The sequence below is a fragment of the Afifella sp. H1R genome (assembly GCF_021462425.1).
GTDB lineage: Bacteria > Pseudomonadota > Alphaproteobacteria > Rhizobiales > Afifellaceae > Afifella > Afifella aestuarii.
Map to the genome: position 1 here is coordinate 510,812 of NZ_JAKEDY010000001.1, position 21,801 is coordinate 532,612.

At 62.9% G+C, this 21,801-nt stretch carries 23 protein-coding genes; 14 read left to right on the forward strand and 9 right to left on the reverse strand.

Going from position 1 to position 21,801, the window contains the following annotated elements; translation table 11 throughout:
• Nucleotides 1-34 precede the first annotated feature (34 nt).
• The gene (locus tag L0F51_RS02365; protein ID WP_234627782.1) at nt 35-193 is read left to right on the forward strand and encodes a hypothetical protein; all 159 of its coding nucleotides are present in this window, start codon (nt 35-37) and stop codon (nt 191-193) included.
• A gap of 240 nt (nt 194-433) precedes the next feature.
• Here the strand turns inward: L0F51_RS02365 and L0F51_RS02370 are convergent, their stop codons facing one another.
• On the reverse strand, nt 434-1,357 hold the full coding sequence (locus L0F51_RS02370) for a carotenoid 1,2-hydratase (RefSeq protein WP_234627783.1): 924 nt from the start codon (nt 1,355-1,357) through the stop codon (nt 434-436).
• The gene (gene crtD / locus L0F51_RS02375) at nt 1,297-2,838 is read right to left on the reverse strand and encodes a 1-hydroxycarotenoid 3,4-desaturase CrtD (RefSeq protein ID WP_234627784.1); all 1,542 of its coding nucleotides are present in this window, start codon (nt 2,836-2,838) and stop codon (nt 1,297-1,299) included. Before crtD ends, L0F51_RS02370 begins: the two co-directional genes overlap by 61 nt.
• A 110-nt stretch (nt 2,839-2,948) precedes the next feature.
• On the opposite strand from crtD, the gene L0F51_RS02380 reads away from it, so the two are divergent.
• The 13 genes from L0F51_RS02380 (at nt 2,949) to L0F51_RS02440 (ending at nt 16,013) form a co-directional block, all read left to right on the forward strand.
• Nucleotides 2,949-3,821, forward strand: a complete 873-nt coding sequence (locus L0F51_RS02380) for a polyprenyl synthetase family protein (RefSeq protein ID WP_234627785.1) — start codon at nt 2,949-2,951, stop codon at nt 3,819-3,821.
• Nucleotides 3,822-3,860: 39 nt separating this feature from the next.
• Complete coding sequence (locus tag L0F51_RS02385) at nt 3,861-5,006, forward strand: acetylserotonin O-methyltransferase (RefSeq protein ID WP_234627786.1); 1,146 nt, start codon at nt 3,861-3,863, stop codon at nt 5,004-5,006.
• A gap of 93 nt (nt 5,007-5,099) precedes the next feature.
• On the forward strand, nt 5,100-6,038 hold the full coding sequence (bchC, locus tag L0F51_RS02390) for a chlorophyll synthesis pathway protein BchC (protein ID WP_234627787.1): 939 nt from the start codon (nt 5,100-5,102) through the stop codon (nt 6,036-6,038).
• Nucleotides 6,035-7,048 carry a chlorophyllide a reductase iron protein subunit X gene (locus L0F51_RS02395; RefSeq protein WP_234627788.1) on the forward strand — a complete coding sequence of 338 codons (1,014 nt, stop codon included), beginning with the start codon at nt 6,035-6,037 and terminating at the stop codon, nt 7,046-7,048. The genes bchC and L0F51_RS02395 overlap by 4 nt, the downstream gene beginning before the upstream one ends.
• A 159-nt stretch (nt 7,049-7,207) precedes the next feature.
• Nucleotides 7,208-8,734, forward strand: a complete 1,527-nt coding sequence (gene bchY, locus L0F51_RS02400; protein WP_234629311.1) for a chlorophyllide a reductase subunit Y — start codon at nt 7,208-7,210, stop codon at nt 8,732-8,734.
• On the forward strand, nt 8,734-10,191 hold the full coding sequence (gene bchZ, locus L0F51_RS02405; RefSeq protein ID WP_234627789.1) for a chlorophyllide a reductase subunit Z: 1,458 nt from the start codon (nt 8,734-8,736) through the stop codon (nt 10,189-10,191). The genes bchY and bchZ overlap by 1 nt, the downstream gene beginning before the upstream one ends.
• A gap of 81 nt (nt 10,192-10,272) precedes the next feature.
• A complete protein-coding gene (locus tag L0F51_RS02410; RefSeq protein ID WP_092814997.1) occupies nt 10,273-10,503 on the forward strand; it encodes a hypothetical protein in 231 nt (76 codons plus the stop codon).
• Between the two features lie 131 nt (nt 10,504-10,634).
• Nucleotides 10,635-10,859 (forward strand): light-harvesting antenna LH1, beta subunit, encoded by a 225-nt coding sequence (pufB, locus tag L0F51_RS02415; RefSeq protein ID WP_234627790.1) that lies wholly within the window; start codon nt 10,635-10,637, stop codon nt 10,857-10,859.
• A gap of 12 nt (nt 10,860-10,871) precedes the next feature.
• Nucleotides 10,872-11,057 carry a light-harvesting antenna LH1, alpha subunit gene (gene pufA, locus L0F51_RS02420; RefSeq protein WP_092814991.1) on the forward strand — a complete coding sequence of 62 codons (186 nt, stop codon included), beginning with the start codon at nt 10,872-10,874 and terminating at the stop codon, nt 11,055-11,057.
• 126 nt (nt 11,058-11,183) lie between these two features.
• Nucleotides 11,184-12,008 (forward strand): photosynthetic reaction center subunit L, encoded by an 825-nt coding sequence (gene pufL, locus L0F51_RS02425; protein ID WP_234627791.1) that lies wholly within the window; start codon nt 11,184-11,186, stop codon nt 12,006-12,008.
• A gap of 15 nt (nt 12,009-12,023) precedes the next feature.
• Nucleotides 12,024-13,004: a photosynthetic reaction center subunit M gene (gene pufM, locus L0F51_RS02430; RefSeq protein ID WP_234627792.1), complete on the forward strand. Its 981-nt coding sequence runs from the start codon at nt 12,024-12,026 to the stop codon at nt 13,002-13,004.
• Nucleotides 13,001-14,353 (forward strand): photosynthetic reaction center cytochrome PufC, encoded by a 1,353-nt coding sequence (gene pufC, locus L0F51_RS02435; RefSeq protein WP_234627793.1) that lies wholly within the window; start codon nt 13,001-13,003, stop codon nt 14,351-14,353. Before pufM ends, pufC begins: the two co-directional genes overlap by 4 nt.
• 711 nt (nt 14,354-15,064) lie before the next feature.
• A protein-coding gene (locus L0F51_RS02440; protein ID WP_234627794.1) for an IS630 family transposase occupies nt 15,065-16,013 on the forward strand; the annotation gives its coding sequence in 2 pieces (ribosomal slippage) (nt 15,065-15,400 and nt 15,402-16,013; 948 coding nt in all).
• Between the two features lie 336 nt (nt 16,014-16,349).
• Here L0F51_RS02440 and hemA read toward each other — a convergent pair.
• From hemA to puhA, 7 genes are read right to left on the reverse strand one after another with little or no spacing between them, the layout of a single operon-like run.
• Nucleotides 16,350-17,561: a 5-aminolevulinate synthase gene (gene hemA, locus L0F51_RS02445; protein WP_234627795.1), complete on the reverse strand. Its 1,212-nt coding sequence runs from the start codon at nt 17,559-17,561 to the stop codon at nt 16,350-16,352.
• Between the two features lie 54 nt (nt 17,562-17,615).
• Complete coding sequence (gene puhE / locus L0F51_RS02450) at nt 17,616-18,515, reverse strand: putative photosynthetic complex assembly protein PuhE (protein WP_234627796.1); 900 nt, start codon at nt 18,513-18,515, stop codon at nt 17,616-17,618.
• Nucleotides 18,516-18,527: 12 nt separating this feature from the next.
• The gene (gene acsF / locus L0F51_RS02455; protein WP_234627797.1) at nt 18,528-19,595 is read right to left on the reverse strand and encodes a magnesium-protoporphyrin IX monomethyl ester (oxidative) cyclase; all 1,068 of its coding nucleotides are present in this window, start codon (nt 19,593-19,595) and stop codon (nt 18,528-18,530) included.
• Nucleotides 19,592-19,897 (reverse strand): hypothetical protein, encoded by a 306-nt coding sequence (locus L0F51_RS02460; protein ID WP_092814973.1) that lies wholly within the window; start codon nt 19,895-19,897, stop codon nt 19,592-19,594. The genes acsF and L0F51_RS02460 overlap by 4 nt, the downstream gene beginning before the upstream one ends.
• Entirely contained in the window at nt 19,894-20,355 is a 462-nt protein-coding gene (gene puhC, locus L0F51_RS02465) for a photosynthetic complex assembly protein PuhC (protein WP_234627798.1), read from the reverse strand. Before puhC ends, L0F51_RS02460 begins: the two co-directional genes overlap by 4 nt.
• Nucleotides 20,356-20,364: 9 nt before the next feature.
• A complete protein-coding gene (gene puhB, locus L0F51_RS02470) occupies nt 20,365-21,030 on the reverse strand; it encodes a photosynthetic complex putative assembly protein PuhB (protein ID WP_234627799.1) in 666 nt (221 codons plus the stop codon).
• Nucleotides 21,027-21,791, reverse strand: a complete 765-nt coding sequence (gene puhA / locus L0F51_RS02475) for a photosynthetic reaction center subunit H (RefSeq protein WP_234627800.1) — start codon at nt 21,789-21,791, stop codon at nt 21,027-21,029. Before puhA ends, puhB begins: the two co-directional genes overlap by 4 nt.
• Nucleotides 21,792-21,801 lie beyond the last annotated feature (10 nt).

The following is a 21,801-nucleotide window of genomic DNA, read 5'->3' on the forward strand; positions in this document are numbered from 1 at the left end:
CTGCGGCTGTCGATCTTTGCCTCGGGGGGAGAGCATGGACGCAACGACGATCGTCTTGATCGAACTCATCTTTTTCTTCGGTGGCGTCCTCGTTTTCGGCCTTTGGCAGATTGTCTCCGTGCGTCGCGCGGACAGGCAAGCGAAGCTTGAGGAAGAGAGCAAGCAGGCACTCGACCGGCGGCCGCCGCGCTGAGCGATATCAGCCGCTGTTCCCCGCGTGCGACAGGCCTTTGGTGAAACCTTCACGAAGAGCAGGGAGAGGAAAATGGGTGAAATGGCATTGTTGCCGTCGCTGACGTTGATGACGCTCGGCGGCCTGATCGCGCTGGCGATCGTCTTCGTCGTCTACAAAATGAAGAGCCGCCGGCCGCGGTAGGCCGTATCGGTAGTGCCGGCGACGAGCTGGTCGCCGGCGCCTTTTCTTTGCTGAAGCTCAGCGCAGCCGCGGCATGCGGAAGGGCAGCAGCATCTTCACCCATCGGGTTTTGAAGCGGTCGAGCGACAGGCTTTCGTGCACGGCTTTGACCGGGGCGCCTGCCAGATGCGTCGCCACGAGAGAGCGCGTGTAGAACGGCGTGTCTTCGAACGTGTCGAGCACGCGCGCCTCGCTGCCGACTTCGCAGTGCGTGCTGCGCGCAACGCGCCAAAGCGTCGAAGGCAGCGGAGCCGGGGCAGGAACGTCGAAATCCCGGGCATTGCCTTCACGGTCAAAGAGCAGCGCCAGCGTCTTGTTGCCTCCCTGCCGCCGCTGCATGTCGTAGAGGATCGCAGCGCCTTCTGGATGCGCGGAGCGCGACCAGTCCCACTGGCGAAAACCGTCTTCCAGCGGTTCGCTGCCCCAGTTGGAATCGAGATAGGCCTCGCCCTGCCAGACGCGCGACGGCTTTTCCATCGCCACCTCCGCATGGCCGCAAGGTCCGATGGGCCACCAGAAATGCTTGCCCGCCTCGTCGAGCTGATAGGGGCCCGGGGTCACCGCATGCGGGGTGATTCTCAGCGTACCCTTCAGGCTTGTGGGGATCGGCACGGTGGTCTCGTCGATGCGAATGGTGAGCGTTCGCCCGTCCCAGGACAGCGCGCTCGGTCCGATGACGAGTGCATCAGGACCCTGCTGCAGGCGTCCGCGGCCGCGTTCGGTGAGCGACCAGCGCTTGCCGCCGTCGCCGTACAAGGCGACGTTCAATCCGCAATGATCTCTGGGATCCGTCTCGCCGCGGTCCCGCGCCCAGGCGTAATAAGGTGAGAAGACGGAGCCGATGAAGGCGATGATGGTCAGCCCCTGGCGACCATCCTCGCTCAGCGCATCGACGTACCACCAGCGATAGCCGCGGGGCGGGACCGTCGTGTCGAAGCACAATCGTCCATCAGGCTCGTGGCGGCGATCTTGCCCGACAGCGCCGCCATCGGAACGCCCGCTCCCGGATGCACGCTGCCCCCGGCCAGATAGAGCCCCTTCAGCTTGGTTCGTGCCCCCGGCCTCTCGAACGACGCCTTCCACCCGTGTGACGCCTGGCCGTAGAGGGCTCCCCCCGTCGCCGGGAAAAGTCGATTGAATCCCTGTGGCGCCGTGATCACCGTCGCCTCTGCGCTGTGTTTGATCGTGAGGCCGCATTTTTCCATGAGTTGGAACGTCTGTGTCTCGCATGCCGCGATCTCGCTGTCAGTGAGGGGCGCGCTGTCGCCGCGCGCTGGTGCGTTGATGAGGCAAAACAGGCGCTCAGGTCCAGTCGCGACAGAGGCCGCGTTGTCGTCGCGGTCTTGAGCGCAGAGATAGACCGTCGGAACGTTCGGTGGCCGCCCGGCTTTGAAAATACGGTCGAACTCGCCCTCGTAATCGTTTGAAAAGAATACGTTGTGGCGAATGAGGGGGAAGCCCGCCGCCTCCGCTGTCATCGCCCAGGTGATGGCGGAGAGGGAGCGCTCGGCCGAGGCAGGGAGGCTGATGGCGCGGCGAGAGGCCTCACCGGCGAGCCCTGCCGCAAGAGCTGCGACATCGCCGTTGAAGATGACGGCATCGGCTTCCAGGCGTTCGCCCGACGCAAGAGCGACCCCTGTCGCTCGTCCTCCGGCGGAAAGGATTTCCGTGACCGTCTCCCCATAGAGGAAACGCGCGCCCCTGGCCTCCGCGAGGCGGGCGAAGGTCTCGGCCACTTCGTGCATGCCGCCATCGACCATCCACACACCTTCCTGTTCGACATGGGCGATGAGCATCAAGGTGGCGGGTGACGAAAACGGCGAGGAGCCGCAATAGGTGGCGTAACGGCCGAAGAGCTGCTTGAGGCGCGGATCTTTGAAGTAGTCACCGAGTGCCCGCCACATCGTCGTAAACGGGCTGATCTGCATGAGCCCCGGCAGACCGAAGAGACCGACGCCGCGTACGAGACTTTCGACGCTCGGCCGTGGCGTGCGGATGAACGGTTCGTCGAGCGTTTCGAAGATGCGTTTGGCCCGCTCGCAAAAGCGGCGATAGCCGCGCCCTTCTTCGGGGCCGGCAAAAGCTGAGATCGCTTCGGCGCTTTCGTCGATGTCGGCGAAGAGGTCGAGACGCTCCTCCGCGCTCCAGGCGTGACGGGCGAGGATCGACAAGGGTTTGAGCGAAAGCGCATCGCCGAGATCGACACCGGCATCCGCGACGATCTCCTCGAAGAGACCTCGCATCGTGAACACGGTCGGACCTGCGTCGATCCGGCGGCCTCCGGCTGCGACTTCTCGCATCTTGCCGCCCGGCGCGTTTTCTTTATCCACGACCGTCACGGCGCAGCCTTTGGCAGAGAGGATGAGGGCCGCCACAAGGCCCCCGATCCCGGCCCCGACGATCACCACCCTCTCGCTGCCCACCGCGACATTTACTCCTACAGGACTTTGTTGACTTCAGGCTAGCATCTGTCCATCGTAATTGACACTCCCTGTGACAATAGGGACTTACAGACAGCGCGAAGGGGGGCGTTATGGAAGCCTTGGTCCGCATCGAGCAGGCGCTCGACATGGCTGTGGCCTATGCCGAAGCACCAGGGGCCCCGCCACAATTGGCGCAGGCGATGCGCTATTCTGTGTTTCCGGGCGGCGCACGTATCCGTCCGCGGCTTTGTCTTGCCGTTGCGCATGCCTGCGGGGACGACGAGCCTGATCTTTCCAATGCGGCGGCAGCGGCGATCGAGCTCTTCCATTGCGCGTCGCTCGTTCACGACGACCTTCCTTGCTTCGATGATGCAGAATTGCGGCGCGGCCGTCCTTCGGTCCACCGTGCCTTCGGCGAGCCGCTGGCGGTTCTTGCTGGCGACGCTCTCATCGTGCTTGCTTTTGAGACGCTGGCGCGGGCAGGAGCCTGCGCCCCTCAGCGGCTCGCCGGTCTCACTTTGACGCTCGCCCGTTCGGTCGGCATGCCGGCCGGCATCATCGCCGGTCAGGCGTGGGAAAGCGAGCCGAGGGTTTCCGTCTCCGATTATCAGCGGGCGAAGACGGGGTCGCTCTTCGTGGCCGCGACCGCCGCTGGCGCTCTCGCCGCGGGGGCCGATCCGGCGCCATGGCGCGCGCTCGGTGATCGTCTTGGGGAGGCCTATCAGGTCGCCGACGACATTGGTGATGCCGTCGCTGCCGAGGAAGACAACGGCAAGCCGGTCGGTCGAGACATCGCGTTGGGACGCCCGAGTGCGGTCGTCCAGCTCGGTCTCGCCGGTGCCATGGAGCGCCTGCGTGATCTCGTGAAGGGCGCGGTCGCCTCGATCCCGGAGTGTCAGGGATCCGACGAGCTCAAGGCGCTCGTGATGTCGGAATCGACACGGCTCGTACCGAAACAGCTCTCCGATCGCGTCGCCGCCTGAGCCGGCGGAAGAATCGGGGGCAACCGGGTCGGCCGCAAGATGAAGGCCTCGAAACTGCGTGCATCGGTGCTCGACCGGATCTACGCCCTGCGGGATCGTCTGGTTGGGAGCAAGGAGTTTCGCGAGCGGGCTTCGCGCAATCTTCTGACGCGCCCGGTTGCACAGCACAATGCGCGTTCGCTTTTCGATCTCTGTGCGGGGTTCGTTTATTCGCAGGTCCTTTTCGCCTGCGTGCGGCTCGACCTGTTTCAGATTCTCTCCGAGGGACCCCAGGATCTCGCAACGCTCGCCAGACGGTTGAAGCTCGAGGAGAGCGAGGCGCGCCGGCTTCTGCGGGCCGCCGCTTCTTTGGGGCTCGTCTCCGTTCGGGGAGAGGGGCGCTATGGCCTTGGCACTCTCGGTGCGGCGATGGTCGACAATCCGGGCGTTGCCGCGATGGTCGAGCACCACGCGCATCTTTATGCCGACCTCGCCGATCCGGTGGCTCTGTTGAGGGGCGAGGCGCAGGAGAAGCGGCTTGCCCGATACTGGGCCTATGCCGAAGCCGAAGATCCGCGCGCGCTGCCGGCGGAGGCGATCGACGAATACACGGTGTTGATGGGAGCCTCCCAGGCCATGGTCGCTCAGGAGGTGCTGGCGACGAACGCGCTCGCGACCCGGCGGCGTCTTCTCGATGTCGGTGGAGGCGACGGCACATTCCTCATGGAGGTGGCCAAGCGGGTTCCCGATCTTCAGCTGATGCTTTTCGACCTGCCGAGCGTCGCCGCCCGAGCCGAGGTGCGTTTTGCCCAGGCGGGGTTGAGCCAGCGCGCGGCCGCCGTCGGCGGGGATTTCCTGCGCGACCCTCTGCCGCTTGGCGCCGATGTCATTTCGCTCGTACGCATCCTGCACGATCACGACGATGCGTCGGTGATGACGCTTTTGCGCGCCGCGCACGCTGCGCTGCCGCGCGATGGCATGCTTCTGATCGCCGAGCCGATGGCGCCGGTCCCGGGCAGGGATGCCGCTGCGGAGGCTTATTTCGGCTTCTATCTGCTTGCCATGGGCAGCGGTCGGCCGCGCTCTGTCGGCGAGCTTCAGGCCATGTTGCGGGAGGCGGGGTTTGTGCGTTCCCAGCAGCTTGGAACACCGACTCCAGTCCTGGCGCGCGCTTTGGTCGCCTTCCGTGGCAGGGCGTCTGTGTAAATCTAGCTTGACGTATCGGTGGGTCAAGTTAGACTTACACTCCATAAATCGCGCCAAAACAGAAGCGTGAACACACATTTAGGAGAGGCCGGTTTGAACACTCTCGCCGTCGTTCTGGAACAGCCTGAGCATCTTGCTCTCAAGGAAGTCGCGCTTGTGACGCCTGGCGCGGACGACGTGGTCGTGGATGTGGAATGGAGCGGCATCTCGACGGGAACGGAGCGTCTGCTCTGGTCGGGGCGGATGCCGGACTTCCCGGGCATGGGATATCCGCTGGTGCCCGGATACGAATCCGTTGGACGGGTGAGTGATGCAGGCGAGGGGGCTCGCGCCAGAATCGGCGAGCGGGTCTTCGTGCCGGGATCGCGTAGCTTTTCGGACGTACGCAGTCTTTTCGGTGGCGCCGCCAAGCGGCTGATCGTGCCGGCGGCGCGGGCCATCACCATCAAGGAAGATCTTGGCGAGCGGGGGACGTTGCTTGCCCTGGCCGCGACCGCATATCACGCGATCGCGGCCGACGGGGCGAGAAAGCCGGATCTGATCATCGGCCACGGGGTTCTCGGGCGTCTTCTGGCGCGCGTGACCGTCGCGCTCGATGCCGAGCCGCCCGTTGTCTGGGAGCGCAACGCCGAACGCGCGGAGGGTGCGCTCGGCTATGTCACCATCGATCCGGACAAGGATGTCCGGCAGGATTATCGCGCGATCTATGACGTGAGCGGCGATTCGACGATCTTGGATCGGCTGATTGCGCGTCTTGCGCCCGGAGGCGAGATCGTCCTCGCCGGTTTCTACTCTGCGCCGCTGTCTTTCACCTTCCCGCCTGCATTCCTGCGCGAGGCGCGACTGCGCGTCGCGGCCGAATGGCGTGAGCCGGATCTGGTGGCGGTCAAGGAATTGGTGGAAACGGGGCGCCTGTCGCTCGACGGTTTGATCACGCATCGCTGCCCGGCACAGGACGCCGACGGCGCCTATCGAACCGCATTTGGCGACGCCGCCTGTCTCAAGATGATTCTGGATTGGAGAGCTGCATGACCCTTGACGTCAACGCGCCAGGCTTCAACCGCCGTGGAATGCAAGACTATCTGCGGGACGAGGCGGCGATCGAGCCTGATCCGGTTGCGACGGGTCCCGTCACGCGCGAGACCCAGATCATCGCCATCTACGGCAAGGGCGGCATCGGCAAGAGTTTCACGCTCGCCAACCTCTCGTACATGATGGCGCAGCAGGGGAAGAAGATCCTCCTGATTGGCTGTGACCCGAAGAGCGACACGACCTCGCTCCTGTTCGGTGGGCGCGCCTGCCCGACGATCATCGAGACCTCGGCGGTCAAGAAGGCCGCCGGCGAAGAGGTCAAGATCGGCGACGTCTGCTTCAAGCGTGATGGCGTCTTCGCGATGGAGCTGGGTGGTCCGGAAGTCGGGCGTGGCTGCGGCGGTCGTGGCATCATCCATGGCTTTGAGCTTCTGGAAAAACTCGGCTTTCACGATTGGGGCTTCGATTACGTCCTGCTCGATTTCCTGGGCGACGTGGTCTGCGGCGGCTTCGGTCTGCCGATCGCGCGCGACATGTGCCAGAAGGTCATCGTCGTCGGCTCCAACGATCTGCAATCGCTCTACGTCGCCAACAACGTCTGCAATGCGGTCGATTACTTCCGCAAGCTCGGCGGCAATGTCGGCGTGGCCGGCATGGTGATCAACAAGGATGACGGGACCGGGGAGGCGGCCGCCTTTGCCGAAAAGGTCGGCATCCCGATTCTTGCCGCCATCCCTGCGGATGAGGACATCCGGCGCAAGAGCGCTGCCTATCAGATCGTCGGACGCCCCGGCACGCAATGGGCGCCGCTTTTCGAAGGGCTCGCGACCAATGTCGCCGATGCGCCTCCGATGCGGCCGGACCCGCTCAGCCAGGAGGATCTTCTCGGTCTCTTCAAGAGCGACGAGGTCGGGCGCGACGTGGTCTTGGAGCCTGCCACCATGGAAGACATGTGCGGCAAAGCTGCCCAAGAGAAACCGTCGCTCGAAGTGATATACGACACAGTGTGACAGCCGTCTTGGGGGGCTAAGACGATGGCAGATACCGAAGACCGGAAAGGTGGGGACCGCAAGACGACGGAAGTTGTCTACGACGGTGCCGCTGCCACGCCGATGGCGAATGATCTCGCCGCGGCGTCCGGGACCGGTATGCCCGCTCCAGGTGAAAGCATGACGAAAAGCCCCTCGAACGCTCCGTCTCCAGAAGGGGACGGCCTTGGTTGCCATGGCGGTCAGGCCGAAATGCGCGCTGCGGCCGAAAAAGCCGGCCAAAGCGAGATTTTGGATCGTTACGCTGCCGATTATCCGAAGGGTCCCCACGACCAGCCGCAATCGATGTGCCCGGCCTTCGGCTCGTTGCGCGTCGGTTTGAGGATGCGTCGTACGGCGACGGTTCTCTCAGGTTCTGCCTGCTGCGTGTATGGCCTGAGCTTCGTCTCGCACTTCTATGGCGCGCGGCGGACCGTCGGCTACGTCCCCTTCGATTCGGAGACGCTCGTCACCGGCAAGCTCTTCGAGGACATTCGTGAAGCCGTCCATAAGCTCGCGGACCCCGAAAAATACGATGCCGTCATCGTCACCAATCTCTGCGTGCCGACGGCCTCCGGCGTGCCGCTCAGGCTTTTGCCGAAAGAAATCAACGGTGTGCGCATCATCGGCATTGATGTGCCGGGATTCGGCGTGCCGACCCATGCAGAGGCGAAAGACGTCCTCTCTGGTGCCATGTTGCGTTACGCGCGCACCGAGGCCGAGCTTGGTCCTGTTCAGGCGCCGCGTGCTGGGCCGAGCGACAAGCCGACCGTTACGCTCCTGGGCGAAATGTTTCCGGCCGATCCGGTGGGGCTCGGCATGATGTTGGAGCCGCTCGGTCTTGCCGCCGGCCCGGTCGTGCCGACACGTGAATGGCGCGAACTCTATGCCGCGCTCGATTGTGCCGCGGTCGCCGCGCTTCATCCGTTCTATACGGCGAGCATCCGAGAGTTTCAGGAAGCCGGGCGGCCGATTGTCGGCTCCGCACCGGTCGGCCATGATGGAACGGCCGCCTGGCTCGACGCGATCGGCGAGGCGTGTGGCATTTCCCGCGACTGTGTCGACCAGACGAAGAATCGCTTCCTGCCGATGATCAAGGGAGCGCTGGCGAATGCTCCGATCAAAGGGCGCGTGACGCTTTCCGGCTACGAAGGCTCTGAGCTTCTCGTCGCGCGGCTTCTCCTCGAGAGCGGGGCGGATGTGCCCTATGTCGGCACGGCCTGCCCGAAGACGCCTTATTCGGCTGCCGACTGCGATTGGCTCGAAGCCCGAGGCGTTCACGTCGAATACCGCGCGTCGCTTGAAAAGGACATCGCCGCGGTCGAGGAATTTCGGCCGGACCTCGCCATCGGCACGACACCGGTCGTGCAGAAGGCGAAGGAGATGGCGATCCCGGGTCTCTATTTCACCAACCTCATTTCGGCGCGGCCGTTGTTCGGTGTCGCGGGCGCGGGCTCGCTTGCGCAGGTCGTTAATGCTGCGATCGGCAACAAGGCCCGCTTCGACGAGATGCGTGAGTTCTTTGAGGGCGTCGGCCACGGCGATACCGCCGGCTTGTGGGAAGAGATCCCCGCCGACCATTCAGATTTCCGTCGCAAGGAACTTGCCAAGGCGGAGAAAGCTCGGAAGGCCGCAGACCCGAAACGGGTCGCGGAATCGGTGGTCTGATGCTGGTCCTCGATCACGATCGCGCCGGCGGCTATTGGGGCTCCGTCTACGTTTTTACCGCGATCAAAGGGCTCCAAGTTGTCATCGACGGCCCGGTCGGCTGTGAGAACCTGCCGGTCACCTCGGTCCTGCATTACACCGATGCGTTGCCGCCGCACGAATTGCCGATCGTCGTCACCGGGCTGTCTGAAGAAAATCTCAACCAGACCGGCACGGAAGGCGCGATGCGCCGGGCGCATGAAACGCTCGATCCCGCGCTCCCTGCCGTCGTGGTGACAGGCTCGATCGCCGAGATGATCGGTGGCGGTGTGACGCCGGAGGGGACGAATCTCCAGCGCTTCCTGCCGCGTACGATCGATGAAGATCAATGGCAGAGCGCCGACCGCGCGATGACGTGGCTCTGGAATCAGTTTGGCGCCAAGAAGGGCAAGATGCCGAAGGCGCGCGCCCGCAAGGAAGGCGACAAGCCGCGCGTCAACATCATTGGTCCGATCTACGGCATGTTCAACATGGCCTCCGACCTCGCCGAAATCAGGCGGCTGGTGGAGGGAATCGGTGCCGAAGTGAATATGGTTTTCCCGATGGGCAGCCATATCTCCGAGGTCGGCCGGCTTGTCGACGCGGACGTCAACATCTGCATGTACCGCGAGTTCGGCAGGCTCCTCTGCGAGGCGCTGGAAAAGCCCTATCTGCAGGCGCCGATCGGGCTGCATTCGACGACGAAGTTCCTGCGCGCCCTGGGCGAGCTTCTGGGTCTTGACCCGGAGCCCTTTATCGCGCGCGAAAAACACACGACGATCAAGCCGATCTGGGATCTGTGGCGCTCCGTCACTCAGGATTTCTTCGGCACGGCGAGCTTCGCCATCGTCGCGAACGAGACCTATGCGCGGGGCGTGCGCCACTTCCTCGAATCGGAAATGGGCCTGCCTTGCACCTTTGCCTTTTCGCGCCGTGCGGGCGTCAAGCCCGACAACGAATCAGTGCGCGAATCGGTCAAGGAGAAGACGCCGCTCGTTCTGTTCGGCAGCTACAACGAACGCATGTATCTGGCCGAAATCGGCGCACGCAGCGTCTACATTCCGGCCTCGTTCCCGGGAGCCATCATCCGGCGGCACACAGGCACGCCGTTCATGGGCTATTCGGGTGCGACGTATCTCGTTCAGGAAGTGTGCAATGCGCTTTTCGACGCACTCTTCCATATTTTGCCCCTGGCAAAAGACCTTGACGAGATCGATGCGACGCCCTCGCGGCTCCACGATGAGCTGCCGTGGGATGACGATGCCAAGAAGTCATTGGATTCATTGGTAGAATCGCAGCCGGTTCTGATCCGCATCTCTGCAGCGAAGAAGCTGCGCGATCAGGCTGAGCGCGAAGCCAGGCGCGTCGGCACGCCCCGCGTCACCATAGCATGTGTTCGTAGGGCTGCGACCGGTTTAGAAGAAGATGAGCTCGTATGACGGGGGGTCATCCGCAGCACGAAATCTTAACCGGACTGGCGCGGGGGCGCGCTGTCCGAAGAGTTTGATGTGGAGAGGCATATGGCTGCAATCGAAAAATCGAACGTAGCGCTGCTGCGATCCAAAGAAGAGCGCGATTTCCGTCTCATCGTGATGGTGAGCTTCGCCTTCTTCTTGGTGGTTTGCATCATTGCGCGGCTTCTGCCGCCGCAATGGCGTCCCTTCCCGCCGGGACCGAATGGTCGCCGGTCGGTGATTGAAGAGGCGCGCGTCGCGGCCAACACGACGATCCCATTCGCTTTTATGCGCTGAGGCGCATTCGCTGGAATTCGTCCGGCATTGCTGGGCGGAGATGTGTCACGGCCTTCGTGTCGTGACCATTCCCTGCCGCGCGGGAGGTGCGCGGTAACGGCCGAAAGGCTGATTTTAACGAGGGTAGATCAATGGCTGAAATCGATAGGCCGGTCTCGCTGTCGGGTCTGACGGAAGGCGAGGCTCGCGAATTTCACGGTGTGTTCATGACCAGCTTCATGGTCTTCATCGCCGTGGCAATCGTCGCTCACATTCTTGCTTGGATGTGGCGTCCTTGGATCCCGGGGCCGGAAGGCTACGCGTTCCTTCAAGACCTGCCGACGACCGCTTCGGCGTTCCTGTCAACTCTCGCATAGGGGGAGAGAGAAATGTGGAAAGTTTGGCTCCTGTTCGATCCGCGTCGCACGCTGGTCGCGCTGTTCACGTTCCTGTTCGTTCTGGCTCTGCTCATTCACTTCATTCTGCTGAGCACCGACCGGTTCAACTGGATGCAGGGCGCCCCGACGGCCCCGGCGCAGACCAGCCAGGTCGAGCTGATCACGCCGCTCGCCTAATCGACGAGACGGAAGGTTTTGCGAATGGCAGCGGACTGGGTTCCAGTCCGCTGGGATTTCCAGCCCGCTGCCATCTTCACGCAGGAGCGACTTCGCTCCTCGTCTCGTTGACCGGAGGATTGAGCAATGGCGATGCTCAGCTTTGAAAAGAGGTATCGCGTTCGTGGCGGTACGCTAATCGGAGGGGATCTCTTCGATTTTTGGGTGGGGCCGCTTTACGTCGGCTTTTTTGGCGTAACGACGGTCTTCTTCTCAGCGTTGGGCACCGGGCTCATTCTCTGGGGCGCGGCGCTGGGACCAACCTGGAACATCTGGCAGATCAGTATTGCTCCGCCAGATCTTTCATACGGCTTAGGCTTGGCGCCGCTCCGCGAGGGCGGGCTTTGGCAGCTCATTACCATATGCGCCTTGGGCGCATTTGTTTCCTGGGCACTGCGTCAGGTCGAAATCTCCCGCAAGCTTGGCATGGGCTATCATATTCCTATCGCCTATAGCTTTGCGGTCTTTGCCTACTTCACGTTGGTCGTCATCCGGCCCGTGTTGATGGGTGCGTGGGGGCACGGTTTTCCTTATGGCATCATGAGCCACCTCGATTGGGTGTCGAACGTCGGGTACCAGTACCTGCACTTCCACTACAATCCGGCTCACATGATCGCCGTCAGCTTCTTCTTCGCGACGACGCTCGCGATGGCGTTGCACGGAGGCGTGATCCTTTCCGCCGTCAACCCGCAGCCTGGTGAGGCCGTCAAAGGCCCGGAGCACGAGAACACCTTCTTCCGTGATGTGGTGGGCTACTCCATCGGTTCGCTTGGCGTGCATCGTCTGGGATTGTTCCTGGCGCTGTCGGCAGCGTTCTGGAGTGCCGTCTGCATCGTCATCAGCGGTCCGTTCTGGACCCGCGGATGGCCCGAGTGGTGGGGATGGTGGCTCAACCTCCCGATCTGGAGCTAGGGCAGGGGGACTATTATGGCTGAGTACCAAAACATCTTTAACCGGGTGCAGGTCCACGGACCTGTTTACGCCGGTGTCCCGGTCGCTAGCTCTGCTACCGGTCGGGCAGGACAGCCGATTGTCTCCTATTGGCTAGGCAAGATCGGCGACGCACAGATCGGACCTGTCTATCTCGGACTGACCGGTGTCGCTTCGTTGATCTTCGGCTTCCTGGCCTTTGAGATCATCGGTCTCAACATGCTGGCCTCGGTGAACTGGAGCCCGATTGAATTCGTGCGCCAACTGCCGTGGCTTGCGCTTGAGCCGCCGCCTGCCGAGCTTGGTTTCTGCGTGCTTTGCCCGCTCGACCAGGGCGGCTGGTGGCAGATGGCCGGCTTCTTTATGACGACGTCGGTTCTTCTGTGGTGGGTGCGCACGTACCGCCGGGCTACCGCGCTCGGTATGGGCACGCACGTTGCCTGGGCGTTCATGGCGGCGATCTGGCTGATGATTGTGATCGGCTTCTTGCGCCCGCTGCTTCTCGGCAGCTGGTCTGAGGCTGTTCCGTTCGGCATCTTCCCGCACCTTGACTGGACTGCGGCTTTCTCGATCCGCTACGGCAATCTGTACTACAACCCGTTCCACATGCTCTCGATCGTCTTCCTTTATGGCGCGACGCTTCTGTTCGCCATGCATGGTGCGACGATCCTGGCTGTGAGCCGCTTCGGTGGCGACCGGGAAGCTGAACAGGTCGTGGATCGTGGAACTGCAGCGGAGCGCGCTGCGCTCTTCTGGCGCTGGACCATGGGCTTCAATGCCACCATGGAATCCATCCATCGCTGGGCCTGGTGGTTTGCGGTTCTTTGCCCGATCACCGGCGGTATCGGCATGCTTCTCACGGGTACGGTTGTCGACAACTGGTTCCTGTGGGGCATCAAGCACGGGCTCGTTCCCGCCTATCCGCAGGTCTTTGACGCCATCCAGGATCCGGCTCTTATGTCAGGAGGGGCGCAATGACCTTCGCGATGAAAATGGCCGTCGCATTCTGCGTGCTAGTTGGCGGCCTCCTGCTGTTCACCCTTAATCTGCCGCAGCCGGATCATATCTGGCCTCTGGCACAGGGTACGCAGCTGGGTTATCGGGGCACCGGCATGCAGCAGGTCAAGTCTGTCGAGGACCTGCGCAAGGCGGCGGACCAGATTCCCGATCCGTTTCCAGCGGTTTCGGCTGAAGGTCCCCGCGCTTCGGAAGTCTACCAGAACGTCCATGTTCTCGGTGATCTTTCGGAAGAGCAGTTCCTGCGCATCATGACCGTGATCACGGAGTGGGTGTCGCCGGAACAGGGCTGTGCCTACTGCCACGATGAAAACGACCTGGCCGCCGAGCGGCCTTACACCAAGATCGTGTCGCGTCGCATGCTTGAGATGACGCGCCACATCAATTCCGACTGGACGAGTCACGTCGCCCAGACGGGCGTGACCTGCTACACCTGCCACCGCGGCAATCCTGTCCCGACCGAGATCTGGTTCAAGGACGAGGCTCCCACGAAGGCAGTCTATGCGGGCTACAGCCCGAACGGGCAGAACCATGCGAACGAAGTTGCCGGCCTCACCTCGATGGCCTCCAACCCGTCGGATGTGTTCCTGACCGGTCCGTCCAATCCTCGTATCGTTCCGACGACCGCTCTTCCGGCTAAGGGCAGCGGCCTCGGCGCGAGCATCAAGGATACGGAAGACACCTATGCGCTGATGATCCATCTGTCTGACGCGCTTGGCGTGAACTGCACCTACTGCCATGACAGCCGGTCGTTCATGTCTTGGAATGAGAGCAGCCCGCCGCGGCTCACGGCCTTCCACGGCCTGGACCTGGTGCGCGATCTCAATGCGAACTACCTCGTGCCGCTGCAGCCTGAATATCCGGCGATGCGCCTCGGCCCGACGGGAGACGCTCCCAAGGCGAACTGCGCGACCTGCCATCAGGGCGAGCCCAAGCCGCTTGGCGGTGCGCCGATGGTCCAGGACTATCCTGAGCTGATTTCCGCTCAGGTTTCCCCTGACCAGGCCCCGGCCGAGCAGCCGCAGGCTCCGGCAGCGCAGCCAGAGGCTCAGCAGCCGGCCCAGCCTCAGGCTCCGGCTCAGCAGCCCAAGGCTCAGCAGCCGAAGGCCCAGCAGCCGGCTCAGCCGAAGGCTCCGGCTCAGCAGCCTCAGGCTCAGAAGCCTGCCCAGGCTCCGGCCCAGCAGGCTCCGTCTGGCGAAATGTCGCCGCAGCAGCAGCTGATGCAGCAGCAGATGCAGCTGATGCAGCAGCAGATGGAGCAGATGCAGCAGATGCGCCAGCAGATGGAGCAGATGCAGCAAAATCAGTAAAGACGGCGGCGTCTTCGGACGCCTCCTCAACCTCGATCCGGGAGATGTCTCATCTCCCGGATTTTTTTTATCCCGGTTTCCGGTCGGCCCGGGTGTGCGGCGAAATGCGCAGCTCGAGCTCGATCGACGTGAGGATCGGGACGAGAGCGGCATAGAGCGGCATCGTCCCCCGTCTTCGTGGCCGTTGTGGAACCCGCAAGAATTGCCGAAGCCGTCGCCCGCGTTGGCGAGGATCCCGGAAATTGCAACGTCAGTCGGAGACAGCTGGCGACCGCACCCCGCCATCGCGCGTGAGGCCCATGAGCGGCGCTTTGGGGGCGGGGCGCCGAACCGCGTCACCCTTGAGAGGTGCCGTCATGTGGGGCGCAGCTACAAAAAGACGGGGCTGAGTGTTGCGCGGCGGCTGCACGTGAGGCGTTTTGCGCAAACGCGACAATTCTGGCGGTCGGACCGCAGGCGCTGACGCAGCTTTGGATGAGGCGTCTCGTTGCATGCATTCGTGGTCGCAGGTGCCGTGTCAGGAAACGGCGAACCGTGCGGATTGCCTGCCGGATCGCACGAGGGGCACGGCTTGGCGCGAGACACGTCACTTGAATCAATCGTTGAAGTTCGTCCCCTAGAGCATGTCATTCGGGTTCTGAATCGGAATTGGGATTCCGTTGAGGAAGCAAATCTGATTCAAGCTGCATGCTGGGTCGGAGGCCGGCATGCATGACCAGAGCTTATTCCATTGATCTGCGTGAACGTGTCGTTGCGGCTGTGAAGGCGGGGGAAGCGGTTCGATCTGTCGCCGCCCGCTTCGATGTTGCCGTCTCCTCGGTGGTGAAGTGGCATCAGCGCTATCGGGCGACCGGCTCGGTGGCTCCGTCCCGGCGTGAGGGGCCCCGCGTGTTCGTCCTCGACGCGCACCGCGCTGTGATCCTGGATGCGATCGCCACGACACCGCATCTGAGCGTGCGCAAGCTGCAGGCGATGCTGGCCGATCGGGGCGTGTCGGTCTCCCACCATGCGGTCTGGCAGTTCCTGAAGCGCGAGGGGCTGAGCTTCAAAAAAAACGCTGTTCGCCCTGGAGCAGGCGCGAAGGGACATCGCCCGCCGGCGTGAGCGCTGGAAGAGCTGGCAGGCCCGGCTCGATCCGAAGCGCCTGGTGTTCATCGACGAAACCTGGATCAAGACCAACATGGCTCCGATCCGGGGATGGGGGCCGAAGGGCAAGCGCCTGCGCGGCTATGCCCCGCACGGCCACTGGCGCACCATGACCTTCCTCGGGGCCTTGCGCTACGACGGGCTCACCGCACCCTGCGTCTTCGACGGCCCGATCAACGGCACCTCGTTCCGCGCCTATGTCGAGCAGGTGCTCCTACCTACCCTCCGGCCCGGCGACATCGTCGTCATGGACAACCTCGGCTCCCACAAGGCCGCCATCATCCGCCAGACCATCAGGTCTGCTGGCGCGCGCCTCTGGTTCCTGCCGCCCTACTCCCCCGACCTCAACCCGATCGAGCAGGTCTTCTCAAAGGTCAAACACTGGATGCGCATGGCCCAGAAACGAACCATCGACGACACCTGGCGCCACATCGGACACCTCGTTCAGACCATCGCCCCTCAAGAATGCGCCAACTACCTGCGCAACACCGGATACGCTTCCGTCACAAAATGACAGGGTCTAAGCGGCACAGAGAACGCGCCAGGGGCGTCGCCAAACGTGAATCAAGACGTGAGCGGTTCCGGGCAAGTGATTCTTCAAAAAGGGTAACCACGGCATCAAAAGCTGCGGACCGGGGCGTGGGCGACGACCCGGAGCACGGTCCGGTCCAGAGGTGCAACTGTCCAATCGGGTGAGGGCAAGCCTCAGATGGCGGGGCCGCGACCTGCGAGAGCGTGCCGAAAGAGCGGGTGTACGGCTTGCTCTTGTGCGGCAGCTGAGATCTCGTCCGGCCGCAAAAAAGCGCCGGCGAGGGGCCGGCGCTTTGACAGACTTGCGATAAGGAAAAGGTCAGGCGGCGCGTTCGAGGCCGATCTCGGACCATATCGCCTTCAAGGCGTTGATGAGGCGGTCGACGTCCCAATCGGAATGAAGAGGCGAGGGCGTCACACGCAGCCTCTCGGTGCCGCGCGGGACGGTCGGATAGTTGATCGGCTGCACATAGATCCCGTACTGCGTGAGAAGCCGGTCGCTGATCTGCTTGCACAAAACGGCGTCGCCCACCATCACCGGAACGATATGGCTCTCGTTCATGAGATGCGGCACGCCGATCTCGTCAAGGCGCCGTCGAACGGTCGCGACGCGCTCCTTCTGTCTGTCGCGTTCGGCCTCGCTCGCCTTCAGATGCCGGATGGAGGCGAGCGCACCCGCCGCGACAGAGGGCGGCAGAGCGGTCGTGAAGATGAAGCCGGAGGCAAAGCTGCGAATAAAGTCGCAGAGTGCTGTCGAGGCGGCGATATAGCCCCCCATGACGCCGTAAGCCTTGGCGAGGGTGCCCTCGATGACGGTCAGACGATGGGCAACCTCGTCACGCTCGGAGATGCCACCGCCGTGCGGGCCGTAGAGGCCGACGGCGTGGACCTCGTCGAGATAGGTCATGGCACCATGCGCATCGGCGACGTCGCAGATTTCGGCGATCGGCGCGATATCGCCATCCATCGAATAAACGGATTCGAAAGCGACGAGCTTGGGCCGCGCCGGGTCGATCTCGGCGAGCTTGCGGTTGAGATCTTCCGGATCGTTGTGCGCAAAGATCATGCGGTCTGCGCGGCTGTGGCGGATGCCCTCGATCATCGAGGCGTGGTTCTTGGCGTCTGACAGGACGACGCAGCCCGGCAGCTTCGCGGCAAGCGTGCAAAGCGTGGCCCAGTTGGAGACGTAGCCCGAGGTGAAGACGAGGGCGCTCTCCTTGCCATGAAGGTCGGCGAGCTCGTTCTCCAAAAGCACGTGATAGTGGTTGGTGCCTGAGATGTTGCGTGTGCCGCCGGCACCCGCGCCGCAGCGATCGAGTGCGAGATGCATCGCATCGATGACCAGAGAGTTCTGGCCCATGCCGAGATAATCGTTGGAGCACCAGACGGTCACCTCGGCGCGGCCGCGTTCGCGATAATGTGTGGCACGCGGAAACTCGCCCGCATGACGCTCAAGGTCGGCGAAGACGCGGTAGCGACCTTCGTGGCGCAACGCCTCGAGTTCCTGCCGAAAGAAATTTTCGTAATCCATGGATCGCCTCCCCAAATCCGCGCTGACCTCGCGTGCCATCCCGATCGCTCCCGATTATTCCCGCGGCGGTGACGCGCCATACGTGCTCAAGGCCGGCTGCGCGCGCAATCGGCTGCCGGGTAATGCTGCGGCTGTCCGCGCTGAAAAGGGCGTCGACGGCCGTGCCTGTGAAGTCTGGTCATTGGGCTGCTGCACCTCATGGGTCCGCAGCCCCCATTTCCAAAGCGCTTCAGCCGGCAGCGGCAGCACCATGAACCAGTGCTCCAGGACGGCGAGCGCCATCAGTGTGGCGAGGAACGTATAGGCGGTTGCTTCGAACGGGCTTGCCACATCGGCGATGGCGCGCTGCGCAAACAGCACGGTGATCACGGTTGCAACCGTAATGGAGATAGGGAAGAGCGGATTCATGGACTTCTTGACCATGAAGCTTTTCAGATAGGCGAGGCTGTCCGGCAGGAACTGCTCGGAGAGATTGCGCACCCCGAGGAAGAGGTTGAGCTTGGCGCTGGCCCTCATGCCCCACAAGAGAAAGAAAATGCCGGTCCCGAGCTGATTGGGGCCTCCCCAGGTGAGGGCGACGATCACGGCCGCCGAGAGGAAGATGGCGAGCTCGTGATAGAGGATCGTTTGGACAGCGAAGAGGAAGCGCTTCCAACCTGAAATGTCGCTCGGGCACAGGCTCTTTCTCGGCCCGGTCACGTACCCCATGAGGAAGCTGATCTCATGCCAGCCCCAAGCGGTCAGGCCGCAGGTGAAGGCGACAAAGGCGCCCGAGACGCTCGCATCCCGACTGGAGACTGCCAGGCCGTAAAAGGCGGCGCCGAGCAGAACCGTCGCGCCGGCGAGACTCCAACGAAACGTCCGCCGGGGCAGGCCGTCGAGATACAGAATCGCCCCCGTCGAGAACCACCAGGTAAACAACGCAAAGACGATGGGCAGAGCGTAGAGCGACACTCTGATGCCTCCCTACCAGGCCGGAACGAGCCGGCTCTCGGCCGGCGGGGCATTGTCCTTGACCGGCAGGAAATAAAGACGGGCGATGGCGACCCCTGCGCCGGCGCCGTAGAAGAGCTGCTGTAGGCCGCCGACGAGGCCGCCCTTGCGTTTGGCTGCCGCCATTCTCTCGCTCGCCTGCCGCAGCCTTTCGAGGCCGGCGCGAAAGCGGGGATTGTCGATGTCGAGCGTCAGCGGGAAGACCTGCTTGCTGATTTCCGACGTGATCCGAAAGACGGTGAAATCATATTCCGTCGGGTCGATGTCGAGAGCCTTGTGGAACGCAGGGCGTGCATGGTCGCGCACATACATGGTCGCGAAAACGGCGAGCACGAAGAAACGGACCCAGTACTTATTGAGGCCCCGCGTGACATGTGGGTTCGCACGCATCAGGAGAGCGAAGGCCTCGCCGTGCCGGAACTCGTCGTTGCACCATTGCTCGAACCACTTGAAGATCGGGTGGAAGCGCTTTTCCGGGTGCTTTTCCAGATGCCGGAAGATCGTGATGTAGCGCGCATAGCCGATCTTTTCGGAAAGATAGGTGGCGTAGTAGATGAATTTCGGGCGAAAGAAGGTGTACTTTTTCGTGCGCGTCAGAAAGCCGAGATCGACGCCGATATCAAAATCCTTGAGCGTGTCGTTGATGAAGCCCGCATGGCGCGCCTCGTCGCGGCTCATATAGCGGAAGAGCTCGCAGATATCGGGGTTGTTGCCGCGCTTCTTCATTTCCGAATAGAGCACGCAGCCCGAAAATTCCGCCGTGAGCGAACTCACCAGAAAGTCGACGAACTCCTTTTGGAGATCCTCTGGCAGATCGGAGAGTTTCACGTCGTCCCACGCTTCCGTGCGCTTGAAGTGGCCCTTGTTGGGGTCGCTCTTCATCTCTGCGATGAGCGCGTCCCACTCCAGGCGAATGTGACTGACATCGATGGCGTCAAGCTCATCGAAGTCCGTCGTATAAAAGCGCGGACTCAAAACCGTGCTTTCTTGAGCCTTGAGGGTGGTGTCGTTCGGAGAGAGGGAGAGGGTCTCGATCGTCATAGCCTGCTTTCGGAAGAGAAGCTGAACTCAAGGAGCTCCATGAACTCCATGTCACCGGTCATGCGTGTCCAAAGCCGCTCCAAAGCGGTCGCCCGCACCACCGTCGCGCGGCGGCGAAACGTGGCCGTCTCGCCGTAGGGGACGGTGATCGGCTCACCATGGACCCGCACCGCATCGCCCGGGCGGATTTCGATGCCACCATCGAGATCCACATGAGCGTGCAGGCTTTCGAAGGTGTTTTGCACCTCGATGGTGCACTCCACTTCGATCTCTTCGCGTCCGCCGACCCAATTGCCAATCATTGCGCCTGCCTCGTCTTGGAGAGGAAGCGGGCGAAGACCTGCGCGTTGGTCGGTCCGAAAGCTTCAAGTGCGACGAGCCGGCCGGTCGAGGGATCCTCGAGCGACAATTGTCCGTCGTCCCAATAGGTCAAACGAAAGGGGCTGTCGGGGCTGATGCCGCGACGTTCCCGTTCGTGTGCGAGGCCGCGCAAGGTTGCGCGCAAAAAACCATTCGTGCCGGGAGCGGCAACGGCGATCTGGCTGCCGTCGGAGGCGTCGAAAATGCCGACGCCCCCGTTGGCCAGATCTTTGAATTGCAGAAGACGCACCTCTACGGCCGTCGTCCCCGGCATCGCGGTGCTGTGGTCTCTACGGTCAAATGCGCTCACGGCTGCGAGGACGATCGAAACCGTCAGCAGCGCCGCGACGGCCAGAAGGGGGCCTCGCGGAAATGGCGCAGTGTTCGTAAAGCCGCTCACCTTGATCTCCTATGCCACCGCACTCGCGTGCGATGACCATTGTGCGTGCGTATCCGTCTCTGCCTCGGGGGCAGCTTCGCCCGCCTGGTCGCCACGTCCGGCCGTTGCTGCGAGCGCACCTGCCAGGATCTCCGCGACGCGCTCTGCATCGGCAACAGACCTCAGCATGGGCTCAGGCTGCTTGATTTTCCAGGGCCGAGCGTGCGGCCACAAAGCGTAATAGGCAACACGGTGGTTGGGAGAAAGAACGAGCGGAATGTCGCCAATTCCCTGCCCGTAGAGCCGCAATGCGGCCGATTCCACCGCCACGAAAGGGATGTTGAGCGTCATCGGCAAGACGACACCGCTGCGGATGACGAGACGCTTCTCCGTGATCGTGTAGACCGTGGTGCGGGCGATCAGCCAGCCATAGACGGTGAGAATAACGACCGCGAGAGCGGCGACCGGCAAAAGCCAGGTCGCCGACAGGATCGCGTCTTTGACTGTTCCCCCCGCCGAGAGAGCCAAAATGGCCCGCAGGGCGAGAAGAACAGCAAAATAGACGACGAGGGTTGGAAGGTGGAAAAGGCGCCGGGCAAGACTTGCCCAGCGCGGTTCCCCCTGCCAGAGGATCCGTTCCCCCTTCGGCAAGCGCTGAGGCAGGCCGCGGATAGGCTCGGATTCGTATTCGTTCACAGCAGCGGCTCCTGCCGTGCCGGCGTCGCATAAAGATTGCCACCGGCGAAGTAGCCCTGGATACGGTCTTCTTCCACCATGGTGATGCTCCTCGGGCTGGTCGTGCGCGGCGCGTCCGCGAACTGCTTGCCGATCAGCGCGTTCACGCGGATCTGACGCTGGCGAGCGTTGAGGGTCGCCATCACGAACGGAACCAGCACAGTGCCGGCGCCATCGAGCGCGACCTCGAGATAACGGATCATCACGTCGGAACGATCGACCCAGACATCTTCAACGCTACCCACGACTTCACCGTCGGCGGCGATGACGAGCATGCCCCGAGGATCCGGATCCTTCGGATCGAGATAGAAGCTCTCGTCGCTGGAGAGCGGCACGATCTTCGGATCGCCGTCGAGCGTCAGCTCCGGCTCATGGGCACGATCGGCATAGGCGGCCGGGCCAACGCCATCGACCAGCGGATTGCCGACGGGACGGAACGGTGCGCCGTTCGACGGGCCGGCCGGCGTCAGACGCACGTCGCGGTCGTCGCTGCGGCCGGACTGTGCCGTGCCACCGCCATGAAGTTTGAAGTATTTCGGTGCCGGTGCGTCGGGGAACCCGACAATCCGGTCATTGGTCTCACCGCGTTCCGCAACAAGCGGATAACCTTCGCGCTTATCTTCGCGACGAAGGTAGATGATGAGACCGGCAAAAAAGATCCAGAACGCATAAAGCGTCATCTGGGCCACATCCATATACCCTGTAAGTGCTCCGGCGGGCATTGATAACCTC